Origin of the sequence: Variovorax sp. LjRoot175, from assembly GCF_964253805.1 — a bacterium.
Classification (GTDB): domain Bacteria; phylum Pseudomonadota; class Gammaproteobacteria; order Burkholderiales; family Burkholderiaceae_C; genus Variovorax.
Window position 1 is genome coordinate 4785264 of sequence record NZ_CAXURY020000001.1, and the last position, 14201, is coordinate 4799464.

Here is a 14201-nt window from a genome sequence, read left to right on the forward strand (position 1 = left end):
CACCCTACTGCATCACCGCCATGGAAGTCACCCGCATCCGCGCCCTGCGTGGGCCCAATCTCTGGAGCCGCCACACCTGCATCGAGGCGATCGTCACCTGCACGGGCGACGAGAACGCGATCAGGCGGCTGCCCGGCTTCGAAGCCCGGCTGCGCGCGCTGTTCCCGAACATCGGCGAACTGCACCCGATCGTGCTCGGCCAGCCGCTCGCGCTGGCGCATGTGCTCGAGAACGCGGCCGTGGCGCTGCAGGCTCAGGCGGGCTGCGCGGTGAACTTCGGCCACACCGCGCGCACGGTCGAGGAAAGCGTCTACCAGGTCGCCTTCCAGTACAGCGAAGAACCGGTCGGCCGGCGCGCGCTCGAACTGGCCGAGCAGCTGATCGCGGCCGCACAGGCCGGCACCGAATTCGATGCGCACGCCGCCATCACCGAACTGCGCGACCTCGACGAATCCGAACGCCTGGGCCCGAGCACCGGCTCGATCGTCGACGCCGCCGTGGCGCGCGGCATCCCTTACCGCCGTCTCACCAGCGGCAGCCTGGTGCAGTTCGGCTGGGGTTCGAAGCAGCGCCGCATCCAGGCCGCCGAGGTCGACAGCACCAGCGGCGTGGCCGAATCGATCGCGCAGGACAAGGAGCTCACCAAGCAGCTGCTCAACGCCGCCGGCGTGCCGGTGCCGCTGGGCCGCCCGGTCAGCGATGCCGACGACGGCTGGGCCGCGGCCCACGAGATCGGCCTGCCGGTGGTCGTGAAGCCGCAGGACGGCAACCAGGGCAAGGGCGTCACGGTCAACATCACGACGCGCGAGCAGCTGCTCGCCGCCTACGACTCGGCTGCAGCGTACGGCGAAGTGATGGTCGAGAAATTCCTGCCGGGCTTCGACTTCCGCCTGCTGGTGGTGGGCGACAAGCTGGTGGCAGCGGCGCGGCGCGATCCGCCCCAGGTGATCGGCGACGGCAGGCAGACCGTGCGCCAGCTGGTCGACCTGGTGAACCAGGACCCGCGCCGGGGCGTTGGCCACGCGACCTCGCTCACCAAGATCCGACTCGACGACATCGCCATCGGCCGCCTCGAATCGCAGGGCCTCGCGCCCGACAGCGTGCCCGCGCTCGGCCAGCGCGTGGTGCTGCGCAACAACGCCAACCTCTCGACCGGCGGCACCGCCACCGACGTGACCGACACCGTGCATCCCGAAGTCGCGGCGCGCGCGGTCGACGCGGCGCAGATGGTCGGCCTGCACATCTGCGGCGTCGACATGGTCTGCGAGAACGTGCTGCGCCCGCTCGAGGAGCAGCACGGCGGCGTGGTCGAGGTCAATGCCGCCCCTGGGCTGCGCATGCACATCTCGCCTTCCTTCGGCCGCGGCCGCGCGGTCGGCGAAGCAGTGATGGACACGCTGTTCGCGCACGGCGACGACGGCCGTATCCCGGTGGTGGCCGTGACCGGCACCAATGGCAAGACCACCACCGCGCGCCTGATCAATCACCTGCTCGCATCCAGCGGCCTGCGCACCGGCATGACCAACACCGACGGCGTCTACGTCGACGGCCGCCAGACGGACAGCGGCGACTGCAGCGGCCCCAAGAGCGCGCGCAATGTGCTGCTGCACCCGGACGTCGACGCGGCCGTGTTCGAAGTGGCGCGCGGCGGCGTGCTGCGCGAGGGCCTGGGCTTCGACCGCTGCCAGGTGGCGGTGGTGACCAACATCGGCAGCGGCGACCACCTGGGCCTCAACTACATCACCACGGTCGAAGACCTCGCGGTGCTCAAGCGCGTGATCGTGCGCAACGTGGCGCCCGGCGCCTATGCGGTGCTCAACGCGGCCGACCCCAACGTGGCCGCGATGGCCGCCACCTGCCCCGGCAGCGTGATCTTCTTCACCGCCGACCGCCAGCATCCGGTGATGGCCACGCACCGCGCGCAAGGCAAACGCACCGTCTACGTCGACCAGGACACGCTGGTCGCCGCCGAGGGTTCGTGGCGCGAGCGCGTTCCGCTGCGCGACGTGCAGATCACGCGCAACGGCACCATCGGCTTCCAGGTCGACAACGTGATGGCCTCGGTCGCGGCCGCCTGGGCCGTGGGCCTGGACTGGGACACCATCCGCAGCGGCCTCGCGAGCTTCAACAACGATGCCGCCGGCGTGCCGGGCCGCTTCAACGTGATGGACTACCGCGGCGCCACCGTGATCGCCGACTACGGCCACAACACCGACGCCATGCGCGCGCTGGTGGCCGCGGTCGACACCATGCCGGCGAAGAAACGCTCGGTGGTGATCAGCGGCGCCGGCGACCGCCGCGACTGCGACATCCGCGACCAGACCGCGATCCTCGGCCAGGCCTTCGACGACGTGATCCTCTACCAGGACGCGGCCCAGCGCGGCCGCGCCGACGGCGAGGTCATGGCGCTGCTGCGGCAGGGGCTCGAAGGCGCGCAGCGCACCCGCACCATCGACGAGATCCGCGGCGAATTCATCGCCATCGACACCGCACTCGATCGGCTCCAGCCGGGCGACCTCTCGCTGATCCTGGTCGACCAGGTTGAGGAAGCGCTCGCTCACCTGGCGAAGCGCATCGCCGCTGGCTGAAAGCGCGGCGCCGCAGCCGCCGTGACAGACCTGTCCCACACGAAGCTGCGGCGCCTGCGCCAGATCGCGGCCACGCTGTCCCACAGCCTGCGGCGCTGAACGCCAACACACTGCCTGACCGGCAGCGCGAACTGCGCTGCCCGAGCCAAGGAGTGATCTCATGAAAACAGTCATTCGTTCGAGCCTTGCCATCCTGCTCGCCGCGGGCGGCCTGATCGGCGCCTCGTCGGCCATGGCCCAGGCAGCAGGATCCGACGCCACCCTGCAGCGCGAACGCGCCGTCTGCGACGGCGTTCTGCAGGATCGCACCGCCTGTCTTCGAGAAGCCGGAGCGGCACGCTACGAGGCGCGGCGAGGCGGATTGACCAGCGCCGCGCCCATCAACTACGAACAGAACGCATTGGCACGCTGCAGCCTGCAGCCGCCGGCCGACCGGGCCGACTGCGAGGCGCGCGTGCTCGGCACCGGCAGGACCACCATGGAAGGCAGCGTGCTGGGTGGCGGCGTGATCCGCGAAACCGTGACGCCGATAGTGGCGCCAATGCCGATGACCGCGCCGCCGCCAGCGCCGATGACCCGGCCGGAGCCGATGACCGCGCCGGCGCCGATGACAGCGCCGGCACCGATGGCGCCGCTCCCGCTTCGTTGAGACGAAGACCAAAGCCCTACATTGTCACGCGGCTGTCATAAAAGGCCCCGGGGGTGCTGGCTATAGTCGTGGGCCCGTCAACTCCGAAGCCCACCCCCATGAACGCCATCAAGGTCGCACGCCGATTCATCGAAACGGACCCGGCCAACGAGTCGGCCCAGATTCTGGCCCGGCTCGTCCTGGCTCTCGAATCGGAGCGCAGCTTCGAGCTGGTCACGCTCTACGACCTCGACTACAAGAGCTTCCAGCTGGCCATGGACATCCTGAAGGAATGGCGGCTCGACCGCTACTACGCCAGCAAGTCCAAGCTGTTCGACCTGTCGCTGCAGATCAGCGAGCTGCCGGGTTGACGCCCCCGCAGTGACCGAGTTCGAACTCAAGTTCCAGGTCGACGCGCAGCAACGCGCCGCCGTCGAGGCGGCGGTCGCGCGCGGCCGTTCGCAGCGCACCCGCCTCCAAGCCCGCTATTTCGACACTGCCGACGGTGCGCTGGCCGCGCAGCGTCTCGTGCTGCGCGTGCGCAAGGAAGGCAAGAACTGGGTACAGACCGCCAAGGCCCCGGCCGATGGGCCCCTGCAGCGCCACGAGGACAACGTCGAATTGAGCACCGAGCGCGCGAGCGAGGTGCCCCTTCCGCGCATCGAGCGCCATGAAGGCACGCCCGTCGGCGAGCTGATCGCGAAGGCCTTGCGAGCAGCCGGGCATGACCCGGCCGATGCCGTGCTGGTGCCGCTCTACCTCACCGACATCCGCCGCACCACGCGCGAAATGCGCACCGGCGATGCGCTGGTCGAGCTCGCTTTCGACCGCGGCGAAGTGCGCGCCGGCGAGCATTCGCACGCGGTGTGCGAACTCGAGATCGAGCTGAAGAGCGGCAGCCCGCGGTCGATGCTGGAGCTCGCACGGCGCTGGCGCATGCGCTACGGCCTGTGGCTCGACACCGTCTCCAAATCGGCGCGCGGAGAGCGGCTGGCCAAGGGCATCGAATACGGCGAGCCGGTCAAGGCCGAAGCGCCGAAGCTGGGCGACGATCCGAGCGGTGTGCAGGTTTTTCGCGCGGTGCTGAACAGCTGCCTGGCGCAAATCCTGCCCAATGCCAGCGAGGTCGCGGCCGGCAGCACCGATCCCGAGCACGTGCATCAACTGCGCGTCGGCATCCGGCGCCTGCGGACCGCGTTGCGCGAGATGGCCGAGCTCGCGCCTTCGATCGACCCGGCATGGGAGCCCGCGCTGGTGGACGCATTCCGCGCCCTGGGCCGCCAGCGCGATCGCGAGCACCTGCAGCAGACCGTGCAGCCGCAGATCGAAGCCGTCGGCGGGCCGCCGGTGGATTGGCACGAGGGCGCGTCGGAGGGTTCATCGCCGGCTCCGGCCGAGGTGGTGCGTTCGGCGGCCTTCCAGCTCGTGCTGATGAGCCTGATCGAGGCCTCGCTGCCCGAAGAAGAGCCCTCCGGCGAGCAGCTGGAACCAGGCGTTCCGGCCCGCAAGCCGCTGCGCGCTCGGCTGTCCAAGCTGCACCGGCAAGTGGTGCGCGACGGCCGGCGCTTCGATGCGCTGGAGGTCGAGGAACAGCATCGCGTGCGCAAGCGCCTCAAGCGGCTGCGCTACCTGGGCGAGTTCGTCGCGCCCTTGTTCGACCAGGGCGCAAAGCGCTACCTGAAGGAACTGCGCCCGGCGCAGGACGCGCTCGGCACGCACAACGATGCCGCCATGGCCATCGCCGCCTACCGCGATGCGGCCCAGCGCGACGCGCGGGCATGGTTCGCGGTCGGCTGGCTTTCCGCGCGCCAGCCCGCAAGCGCGCTGGAATGCCGCGACGCGCTCGGCAAGATCACGGACGCGCCCCCCTTCTGGAAGCGATCGAAGCGCTGAGCCGCGCCCTCAGCGGGCCCAGCGCAGCACGAGCGGATCGAGGCGCCGCGCCGTTTCGATCAGGCCGGCGCGCGTGTCGGGGTGCATCGCCGGCAAGGGATGGCGCGGGGCCTCGCAGTTGATCACCCCGCCCTCCTTCATCAGCGCCTTGCAGGCGAGCAGGCCGGCCTGCCGGTTCTCGTAGTTGATCAGCGGCAGCCATTGCTGGTAGCGCGCGAAGGCCGCCTCGCGGCGGCCGGCCAGGTGGTCCATGATGATCGGCCGCACGCCGTCGGCGTAGGCGCCTCCCGTCATCGAGCCGGTGGCGCCGGCGTCGAGATCGGGCATCAAGGTGATCGCTTCCTCGCCATCCCACGGACCTTCGATTGCGTCGCCGCCCAGGCGGATGAGTTCGCGCAGCTTCGATGCGGCGCCCGCGGTCTCGATCTTGAAGTAGGCCACGTGCTCGATCTCCGTCGCCATGCAGGCGAGAAAGGGCGCGGACAGCACGGTGCCGCTGGCCGGCGCGTCCTGGACCATGATCGGGATGTCCACCGCGTCGGACAGCCGCGCATAGAAGTCGTAGATCTGCGACTCGGGCACGCGAAAGGTGGCGCCGTGGTAGGGCGGCATCACCATCAGCATCGCGGCGCCCATGTCCTGCGCACGACGGCTGCGCTCGGCGCAGACCTTGGTACTGAAATGGGTGGTGGTCACGATCACCGGCACGCGCCCGGCCACGTGTTCGAGGATGGTCCGGGTCAAGAGCTCGCGCTCGTCGTCCGCGAGCACGAACTGCTCGGAAAAATTCGCCAGGATGCAGATGCCATCCGAGCCCGACTCGATCATGAAATCGATGCAGCGCTTCTGGCTCGCGAGGTCCAGCTCGCCCGTTTCGGTGAAGGTGGTGGGCGCTACCGGGAAGATGCCCTGGTAGCGGCGTTGCTTGGAAGGGGTCATGCGGGCTCCAGATTTCAATGGATCAATGCGAATGGCGCGGCACCGCGGCGCCGCGGCAGCCGACGAGGAAGTCGAAGTCGCAGCCCTCGTCCGCCTGCAGCACGTGCTCGACGTAAAGGCGCCGGTAGCCGCCGCCCTTCTCGGGCGCTTCCTGCACGGCGACGGCACGCAGGCGCTCGGCCAGCTCGGCATCGCTGATGTCCAGGTGCAGGCGGCCCTGCTCGCAGTCGAGCTCGATCCAGTCGCCGTCGCGCACGGCTGCCAGCGGGCCGCCGTCGGCGGCTTCCGGCGCCACGTGCAGCACCACGGTGCCGTAGGCGGTGCCGCTCATGCGCGCGTCGGAAATGCGCACCATGTCCTTGATGCCCTGGCGCAGCAACTTGGGCGGCAGGCCCATGTTGCCGACCTCGGCCATGCCGGGATAGCCCTTGGGGCCGCAGTTCTTCATCACCAGCACGGAGCTCGCGTCCACCTCCAGCGCCTCGTCGACGATGCGTTCCTTGTAGTGCTCCAGGTTCTCGAACACCACGGCGCGGCCGCGGTGCTTGAGCAGTTCCGGCGAGGCGGCCGAAGGCTTCAGCACCGCGCCGCGCGGCGACAGGTTGCCGCGCAGGATGCAGATGCCGCCGTCTTCGACCAGCGGCCGATCGAGCGGGCGGATCACCTCGTCGTCGTAGCCGGGCGCATCGCGCACGTTCTCCCACAGCGACTTGCCGTTGACCGTGAGCGCATCGGGATGCGGCAGCAGGCCGTTCTCGCCGAGCCGGCGCAGCACGGCCGGCAGGCCGCCCGCGTAGTAGAACTCCTCCATCAGGAAACGGCCAGAGGGCATCAGGTCGACCAGCGTCGGCGTGCCGCGGCCGATGCGCGTCCAGTCCTCGAGTTCGAGCGGCACGCCCATCCGCCCTGCGATGGCTTTCAGATGGATCACGGCATTGGTCGAGCCGCCGATCGCCGCGTTGGTGCGGATCGCGTTCTCGAAGGCCTCGCGCGTGAGGATCTTCGACAGCGTCAGGCCTTCGCGTGCCATCTCGACCGCCCGCATGCCCGACATCTGCGCCAGCACATAGCGGCGCGCGTCGACCGCGGGGATGGCGGCGTTGTGCGGCAGCGAAGTGCCGAGCGCTTCGGCCATACAGGCCATCGTGGACGCCGTGCCCATGGTGTTGCAGGTGCCGGCGGAGCGCGACATGCCGGCCTCGGCCGACAGGAACTGGTGCACGTCGATCTCGCCGGCCTTCATCGCCTCGTGCAGCCGCCATACGGCCGTGCCGGATCCAATGTCGCGGCCTTCCAGCTTGCCGTTGAGCATCGGCCCGCCCGTGACCACGATCGCCGGGATGTCGCAGCTCGCCGCGCCCATCAGCAGCGCGGGCGTGGTCTTGTCGCAGCCGGTGAGCAGCACCACCGCATCGATCGGGTTGCCGCGGATCGCCTCCTCCACGTCCATGCTCGCGAGGTTGCGCGTGAGCATCGCGGTCGGGCGCAGGTTCGACTCGCCGTTGGAGAACACCGGGAACTCGACCGGAAAGCCGCCCGCCTCCGACACGCCGCGTTTCACGTGCTCGGCGATCTTGCGGAAGTGCGCGTTGCAGGGCGTCAGCTCCGACCAGGTGTTGCAGATGCCGATGATCGGCCGGCCGTCGAACTCGTGGTCCGGGATGCCCTGGTTCTTCATCCAGCTTCGGTACATGAAGCCGTTCTTGTCGGCCGAACCGAACCATTCGGTCGAGCGCAGTTTCTTGGGGGTCTGGGGCATGCGGGGGCTTTCGGGACTAGGGCCTGCGCGCGGCGAACAGGCGTTGCAGGAGACAGAAGACGAACAGGAGCGCGCCGACCACGATGCGCGTCCACCAGGAGCTCAGCGTGCCGTCGAAGGAGATGAGGGTCTGGATGATGCCCAGCATCAGCACGCCGAACAGCGTGCCGACGACGTAGCCGACGCCGCCGGTGAGCAGCGTGCCGCCGATCACCACCGCCGCGATGGCATCCAGCTCGAGCCCGACCGCGTGCAGGCCGTAGCCCGACAGCATGTAGAAGGTGAACACCACGCCGGCCAGCGCCGAACAGAAGCCCGACAGCGTATAGACGCCGATCACCGTGGAGTGCACCGGCAGCCCCATGAGCAGGGCCGACTGCTCGTTGCCGCCGATCGCATAGACCGTGCGGCCGAAGGGCGTGTAGTGCGCGACGAAGACTGCGAGCGCCACCACCGCCAGCGCGATCAGGGCGCTCGCCGAGATCGAGGCCTCGCCCCAGACCGGCATGCGCCACTGCGACACCTCGGAGTAGAACGCGTTGGTGATGCTGATCGAGTCGATGCTGATCAGGTAGCAGAGGCCGCGTGCGAGGAACATGCCGGCCAGCGTCACGATGAAAGGCTGGAGGCGGAAACGCTCGATCAGCAGGCCCATGAGCGCGCCGAACAGCGTGCCCATGACGAGCACCAGCGGGATCACGACGCCCGGGCTCCATCCATGCTTCTCGACCAGCGAGGCCGAGACCATGGTGGTCAGCGCGATCACCGATCCCACCGACAGGTCGATGCCGCCCGACAGGATCACGAAGGTCATGCCGACGGCGACGATGCACAGGAAGGCGTTGTCGATCAGCAGGTTCAGGAACACCTGCGGCGAGAAGAAGCCGTCGTAGAACACCGAGCCCAGCGTCGCCATCAGCATGAAGAGCGAGATGGTCGCGGCCAGCGGCAGGTACTTGGGGTTCAGGCGCGTGCCCACAGGCCTGGGCGCCGGCGCAGCGGCTTCGGGCGGGCGCGAGACGACGGCGCTCATCGCGCAACCTCGCCGCTCGGCGCGCGCCGCACCAGTTGCCGCATGCTGGCGCGGAATTCCGCCGACTGCAGCAGCATGACCGCGAACACCACCACCGCCTTCACCACCAGGTTGATCTCCGGCGGCACGCCCAGCGAATAGATGGCATAGGTCAGGGTCTGGATGATCAGCGCGCCGATCACGCTGCCGACCAGGCTGAAGCGGCCGCCCGTGAGCGCGGTGCCGCCGAGCGTGACCGCCAGGATCGCGTCGAGCTCCAGCAGCTGGCCCGCGTTGTTGCCGTCGGCGCTCTTGACGTTGGAGCTGATCAGGAGCCCCGCGACACCCGCGCAGAAGCCGCAGAACACGTAGGCGCTGACGATGATGCGGCGGGCGCGCACGCCGGCCACGCGCGCCGCGCTCGGGTTGATGCCCACCGCCTGGATGAAGAGGCCCAGCGCGCTGCGCGTGATGCCGAAATAGACCACCGCCAGCACCAGCGCCGCGATGTACACCGAGAAAGGCAGCCCGAACAGGTAGCCGCTGCCGATGAAGAAGAAGGGGGCGTAGTAGATCGTGATGATCTGGCCGCCCGTGATCAGCTGCGCGATGCCGCGCCCCGCCACCATGAGGATCAGCGTCGCGATGATCGGCTGCATGCCGACGCGCGCCACCAGGAGGCCGTTCCACAGCCCGCACGCCGCGGCCGCGCCGAGCGCCACGAGAATGGCCAGCCACATCGGGAAGCGGCTGACCTCCGCGGCGGCGCCGTTCGCGACCACCAGCGATCCGCCGATCAGCCAGGCCGCCAGCGCCGCTGCGATCGCCACGACCGCGCCGACCGAGATGTCGATGCCGCGCGTCGCGATCACCAGCGTCATGCCGAGCGACACCAGCACCAGCGGCGCCGCGCGGTTGAGGATGTCGATCAGGCTGCCGTAGAGATGGCTGTCGCGCCATTCCAGGTGCAGGAAGCTCGGATTGAAGGCCGCGTTGACGGCCAGCAGCAGAAGCAGCGTGACCACCGGCCATGCGAGGCGGTGACCGAACACCCACCTCAAGGATTCGGGAAACGACGCGCTCATGATTCCGCCGCGATCAGTTCGTAGACCGCGTCCTCGCTGCTGCCCGCGGGCAGCTCGCCCACCTTGCGCCGCTCGCGCAGCACCGCGATGCGATGCGACACGCGCACCACCTCGTTCATCTCGGAGGAGATGAACAGCACCGCCATCCCCTCGCCCGCGAGCCGCAGGATCTCGTCCATGATTTCCTGCTTGGCCGCGACGTCGATGCCGCGCGTCGGCTCGTCGAGGATCAAGAGGCGCGGCCGGGTCGCCAGCCAGCGCGCGAGCACCGCCTTCTGCTGGTTGCCGCCCGACAGCAGGCCGATCGGCGTGTCGATGCTCGCGGTCTTGATGCCCAGCGCCTTGACGAAGCGCTCCGCCAGCGCCGTCTGCTCGGCGCGCGAAAGCGTGCGGCGCAGCCCCAGGCTCGCCTGCAAGGCCAGCGCGATGTTCTCGCGCAGCGAGAGCTCGGCCACGATGCCGTCGGTCTTGCGCTCCTCGGGGCACAGCGCGAGCCCGTGCTTCACCGCATCCGCCGGACTCGCCAGGTCGACGGCGACGCCATCCACGCGCAGGCGGCCGCAATCCGGCTTCGCCAGGCCGAACAGCAGCCGCGCCAGCTCGGTGCGGCCGGCGCCCAGCAGGCCGGCCAGCCCCACCACCTCGCCCGCGCGCACGCTGAGGTCGACCGGCTGCAGCTGCCCGCGCTGGCCCAGGCCCTCGGCCTGCAGCACCGCAGGCGCGAACTCCTCGAGCGCGGGCAGCTGCACAGGGCCGGTGGCCTGCGCCGCGAACTCGCGCCCCACCATGGCGGAAATGAGCGCCTGCGGACCGAGCTCGCTCGCGCGCCACTCGCCCACCCAGCTGCCGTTGCGCAGCACGGTGATGCGGTCCGACACCGCATAGACCTGGTTCAGGAAATGCGTGATGAACAGGATGGCCAGGCCCTCGCTGCGCAGCCGTCGCAGCACCGCGAACAGGCTCTTCACTTCCTCGTCGTCGAGGCTCGAGGTCGGCTCGTCGAGGATCAGCACGCGGGACGAGAGGCCGAGCGCGCGCGCGATCGCCACCATCTGCTGCACCGCCACCGAGTAGCTCGACAGCAGCTGCGAGACGTCGATGTCCACATCCAGCCGCGCCAGCAGCGCGCGCGCATCGCGGTTCACCTTCGCCCAGTCGATGCGAAAGCCCTGCGCCGCGCCGCAGCGCGGATAGCGCCCCGAGAACATGTTCTCGGCCACCGACAGGTTGGGGCAGAGATTGACTTCCTGGTAGACCGTGCTGATGCCCATGCGCTGTGCCTCGAGCGGCGAGCCCGGCCGGATCGGCTCCCCCGCGAGCCGCATCTCGCCGGCGTCGGCGGCATGCACGCCGGTCAGCACCTTGATGAGCGTCGACTTGCCCGCGCCGTTCTGCCCCATCAGCGCATGGATCTCGCCCGGCCGGAGCCGGAGCGCCACGCCGCGCAGCGCCGGCACGCCGTTGAACTGCTTGTCGATGCCGGTGAGCTCGAGCACCGGCATCTCGGACGATGCGGCGGGGTTCATTTGTTCTTGTTGTAGACGTCCACGAACACCGCGGCCAGCAGCACCAGGCCCTTGATCACCTGCTGGTAGTCGATGCCGATGCCGAGGATCGACATGCCGTTGTTCATCACGCCCATGACGAAGGCGCCGATGACCGCACCCATCACCTTGCCGACGCCGCCCGAGGCCGAAGCGCCGCCGATGAAGCAGGCCGCGATCACGTCGAGCTCGAAGCCGAGCCCCGCCTTCGGCGTGGCCGTGTTGAGCCGCGCCGCGAACACCAGCCCGGCCAGCGCCGCCAGCACGCCCATGTTGACGAAGGTCAGGAAGGCGAGCCGCTGCGTCTTGATGCCCGACAGCCGCGCCGCCTTTTCGTTGCCGCCCAGCGCGTAGATGCGGCGGCCGACCGTGGTGCGGCTGGTCACGAAGTCGTAGGCCACGATCAGCACGGCCATCACGATCAGCACATTCGGCAGGCCCTTGTAGGTCGCCAGCAGGTAGCTCAGCAGCAGGACGACGGCGGCGAAGAACAGGTTCTTGACCAGGAAGAAGGCGTAGGGCTCCTGCTCCATGCCGTGCTGCGCCAGCTTGGCGCGGCCGCGCAGCTTGAAGAACACCAGCGCCGCGGCGGCCAGCGCGCCGAGCACGAGCGAGCTCAGGTGCAGGCTGCCGCCGCCCGCCAGGTCGGGCACGAAGCCCGAGCTCAGTTTCTGGAAGGCCTCGGGAAAGGGGCCGACGGACTGCCCCGCGAGCAGCGCCAGTGTCAGCCCCTTGAAGACCAGCATGCCGGCCAGCGTGACGATGAAGGACGGGATGCGGAAGAAGGCCACGAACCAGCCCTGCGAGGCGCCGATCAGCCCGCCGGCGAGCAGGCAGACGATGAAGGTGGGCACGAAATGCCACTCGTACTCCACCATCAGCACCGCGGCCAGCGCGCCGATGAAGCCGCACACCGAGCCGACCGACAGATCGATGTGGCCGGCCACGATCACCAGCAGCATGCCGAGCGCCATGATCACGATGTAGCTGTTCTGCAGCAGCAGGTTGGTGAGGTTCAGCGGCCGCATCAGCGTGCCGTCGGTCAGCACCTGGAACAGCACCATGATCGCGACCAGCGAGATCAGCATGCCGTATTCGCGCAGGTTGTTCTTGAGGAAGCCCGCGTACTCGGCGAGCGGCGCGACCGGCTGCGCCGGCGTGACGGTATCGACTTCAGGCGGCATGGACGCTGCTCCCCGAGGCCACGATGGCCCGCATGATCTTTTCCTGCGACGCTTCGGCGGCAGGAAACTCGGCGACGAATCGCCCTTCGTTCATCACATAGATGCGGTCGCACATGCCCAGCAGTTCGGGCAGTTCGGAAGAAATCATGAGAATGCCTTTGCCCTGGCTCGCGAGCTGGTCGATGATGGTGTAGATCTCGTACTTGGCGCCGACGTCGATGCCGCGCGTGGGCTCGTCGAGGATCAGCAGTTCGGGCTTCGCGAACAGCCACTTGGCGAGCACCACCTTCTGCTGGTTGCCGCCCGACAGGTTGAGCACCTGCTGGCCGACGCCGGCGCAGCGGATGCCGAGCGCGCGGCGGTACTCGTTCGCCACCTTGAATTCGCGCCCGTCGTCGATCACGCCGCGCTCCGAAACGGCCGCCAGGTTGGCCAGGCTCAGGTTCTTGCGGATGTCTTCTTCCAGCACCAGGCCCGCGCCCTTGCGGTCCTCGGTGACGTAGGCGATGCCGTGGTCGATCGCGCGGCCGATGGTGGAAACGTCCACTTCCTTGCCGTGCATGAAGACCGAGCCGCTGATGTGCTGGCCGTAGGCGCGCCCGAACACGCTCATCGCGAACTCGGTGCGGCCGGCGCCCATGAGCCCGGCGATGCCGACGATCTCGCCGCGCCGCACATGCAGGTTCACGCCCTTGATCTGCTCGCGCTCGGCATGCAGCGCGTGGTGCACGCGCCAGTCGCGCACCTCGAACACGGTCTCGCCGATCTGCGGCGAGCGCTCGGGATAGCGGTGCGCCATGTCGCGCCCCACCATGCCGCGGATGATCCGGTCCTCGCTGATCGGTGCGGCGCGGCAGTCCATGGTCTCGACAGTGGCGCCGTCGCGCAGCACGGTGATCGAATCGGCCACCTTGGCGATCTCGTTGAGCTTGTGCGAGATCAGGATCGAGGAGATGCCCTGCTTCTTGAGCCCGAGCAAGAGCGCGAGCAGCGCATCGCTGTCGCTCTCGTTCAGGCTCGCCGTCGGCTCGTCGAGGATCAGCAGCTTGACCTCCTTCGAGAGCGCCTTCGCGATCTCGACCAGCTGCTGCTTGCCGACGCCGAGGTCGGTGATCAGGGCCGTCGGCGGCTCCTTCAAGCCGACCTTGGCCAGCAGCTCGCGCGTCTGGGCATAGGCGGCGAACCAGTCGATCACGCCGCCGCGCGCCGTCTCATTGCCGAGAAAGATGTTCTCGGCGATCGACAACAGCGGCACCAGCGCGAGCTCCTGGTGGATGATGATGATGCCGAGCTTCTCGCTGTCGGCAATGTCCCGGAAGCGGCGCAGCTCGCCCTCGAAGCGGATCTCGCCGGTGTAGGAGTCGCAGGGATAGACCCCGCTGAGCACCTTCATCAGCGTCGACTTGCCCGCGCCGTTCTCGCCCACCACCGCGTGGATCTCGCCCGCGCGCACCGCGAGGTTGACGTTGTCCAGCGCGTTCACCCCCGGAAAGGTCTTGGTGATGCCGCGCATCTCCAGAATCACATCGTTCACCCTGTCTCCTTCGAACCTCCGCCCCACCATCGCGA

At 68.9% G+C, this 14201-nt stretch carries 11 protein-coding genes; 4 read left to right on the forward strand and 7 right to left on the reverse strand.

Going from position 1 to position 14201, the window contains the following annotated elements; all coding sequences use genetic code 11:
- The first annotated feature begins 20 nt into the window (after window positions 1-20).
- The 4 genes from cphA to ACSQ89_RS23880 all read left to right on the forward strand — a co-directional run bounded on the left by cphA (window position 21) and on the right by ACSQ89_RS23880 (window position 5109).
- Window positions 21-2588: a cyanophycin synthetase gene (gene cphA, locus ACSQ89_RS23865; protein WP_436293503.1), complete on the forward strand. Its 2568-nt coding sequence runs from the start codon at window positions 21-23 to the stop codon at window positions 2586-2588.
- Between the two features lie 160 nt (window positions 2589-2748).
- Entirely contained in the window at window positions 2749-3237 is a 489-nt protein-coding gene (locus ACSQ89_RS23870; protein ID WP_436293502.1) for a hypothetical protein, read from the forward strand.
- Window positions 3238-3335: 98 nt separating this feature from the next.
- Window positions 3336-3587 carry a hypothetical protein gene (locus ACSQ89_RS23875; protein WP_126837645.1) on the forward strand — a complete coding sequence of 84 codons (252 nt, stop codon included), beginning with the start codon at window positions 3336-3338 and terminating at the stop codon, window positions 3585-3587.
- 10 nt (window positions 3588-3597) lie between these two features.
- The gene (locus tag ACSQ89_RS23880; RefSeq protein ID WP_436293501.1) at window positions 3598-5109 is read left to right on the forward strand and encodes a CHAD domain-containing protein; all 1512 of its coding nucleotides are present in this window, start codon (window positions 3598-3600) and stop codon (window positions 5107-5109) included.
- Between the two features lie 9 nt (window positions 5110-5118).
- Here ACSQ89_RS23880 and ACSQ89_RS23885 read toward each other — a convergent pair whose 3' ends face one another.
- From ACSQ89_RS23885 to mmsA, 7 genes are read right to left on the reverse strand one after another with little or no spacing between them, the layout of a single operon-like run.
- Window positions 5119-6048 (reverse strand): dihydrodipicolinate synthase family protein, encoded by a 930-nt coding sequence (locus ACSQ89_RS23885; protein ID WP_436293500.1) that lies wholly within the window; start codon window positions 6046-6048, stop codon window positions 5119-5121.
- A 22-nt stretch (window positions 6049-6070) separates the two neighbouring features.
- On the reverse strand, window positions 6071-7807 hold the full coding sequence (locus tag ACSQ89_RS23890; RefSeq protein WP_436293499.1) for an IlvD/Edd family dehydratase: 1737 nt from the start codon (window positions 7805-7807) through the stop codon (window positions 6071-6073).
- Window positions 7808-7823: 16 nt separating this feature from the next.
- Window positions 7824-8840, reverse strand: a complete 1017-nt coding sequence (gene yjfF, locus ACSQ89_RS23895) for a galactofuranose ABC transporter, permease protein YjfF (RefSeq protein ID WP_436293498.1) — start codon at window positions 8838-8840, stop codon at window positions 7824-7826.
- A complete protein-coding gene (locus ACSQ89_RS23900; RefSeq protein WP_436293497.1) occupies window positions 8837-9904 on the reverse strand; it encodes an ABC transporter permease in 1068 nt (355 codons plus the stop codon). The genes yjfF and ACSQ89_RS23900 overlap by 4 nt, the downstream gene beginning before the upstream one ends.
- Window positions 9901-11430 (reverse strand): sugar ABC transporter ATP-binding protein, encoded by a 1530-nt coding sequence (locus tag ACSQ89_RS23905; protein ID WP_436293496.1) that lies wholly within the window; start codon window positions 11428-11430, stop codon window positions 9901-9903. Before ACSQ89_RS23905 ends, ACSQ89_RS23900 begins: the two co-directional genes overlap by 4 nt.
- Window positions 11427-12632 carry a multiple monosaccharide ABC transporter permease gene (mmsB, locus tag ACSQ89_RS23910; protein ID WP_436296541.1) on the reverse strand — a complete coding sequence of 402 codons (1206 nt, stop codon included), beginning with the start codon at window positions 12630-12632 and terminating at the stop codon, window positions 11427-11429. The genes ACSQ89_RS23905 and mmsB overlap by 4 nt, the downstream gene beginning before the upstream one ends.
- On the reverse strand, window positions 12622-14145 hold the full coding sequence (gene mmsA / locus ACSQ89_RS23915) for a multiple monosaccharide ABC transporter ATP-binding protein (RefSeq protein ID WP_436293581.1): 1524 nt from the start codon (window positions 14143-14145) through the stop codon (window positions 12622-12624). The genes mmsB and mmsA overlap by 11 nt, the downstream gene beginning before the upstream one ends.
- Window positions 14146-14201 lie beyond the last annotated feature (56 nt).

What these genes read in the sequence shown, in the direction of transcription:
- ACSQ89_RS23875 (WP_126837645.1), top strand. Translation starts at nt 3,336, where the DNA reads ATGAACGCCATCAAGGTCGCACGCCGATTCATCGAAACGGACCCGGCC.
- ACSQ89_RS23905 (WP_436293496.1), bottom strand. Translation starts at nt 11,430, where the DNA reads ATGAACCCCGCCGCATCGTCCGAGATGCCGGTGCTCGAGCTCACCGGC.
- yjfF (WP_436293498.1), bottom strand. Translation starts at nt 8,840, where the DNA reads ATGAGCGCCGTCGTCTCGCGCCCGCCCGAAGCCGCTGCGCCGGCGCCC.
- ACSQ89_RS23890 (WP_436293499.1), bottom strand. Translation starts at nt 7,807, where the DNA reads ATGCCCCAGACCCCCAAGAAACTGCGCTCGACCGAATGGTTCGGTTCG.
- ACSQ89_RS23870 (WP_436293502.1), top strand. Translation starts at nt 2,749, where the DNA reads ATGAAAACAGTCATTCGTTCGAGCCTTGCCATCCTGCTCGCCGCGGGC.
- mmsA (WP_436293581.1), bottom strand. Translation starts at nt 14,145, where the DNA reads ATGCGCGGCATCACCAAGACCTTTCCGGGGGTGAACGCGCTGGACAAC.
- mmsB (WP_436296541.1), bottom strand. Translation starts at nt 12,632, where the DNA reads ATGCCGCCTGAAGTCGATACCGTCACGCCGGCGCAGCCGGTCGCGCCG.
- cphA (WP_436293503.1), top strand. Translation starts at nt 21, where the DNA reads ATGGAAGTCACCCGCATCCGCGCCCTGCGTGGGCCCAATCTCTGGAGC.
- ACSQ89_RS23900 (WP_436293497.1), bottom strand. Translation starts at nt 9,904, where the DNA reads ATGAGCGCGTCGTTTCCCGAATCCTTGAGGTGGGTGTTCGGTCACCGC.
- ACSQ89_RS23885 (WP_436293500.1), bottom strand. Translation starts at nt 6,048, where the DNA reads ATGACCCCTTCCAAGCAACGCCGCTACCAGGGCATCTTCCCGGTAGCG.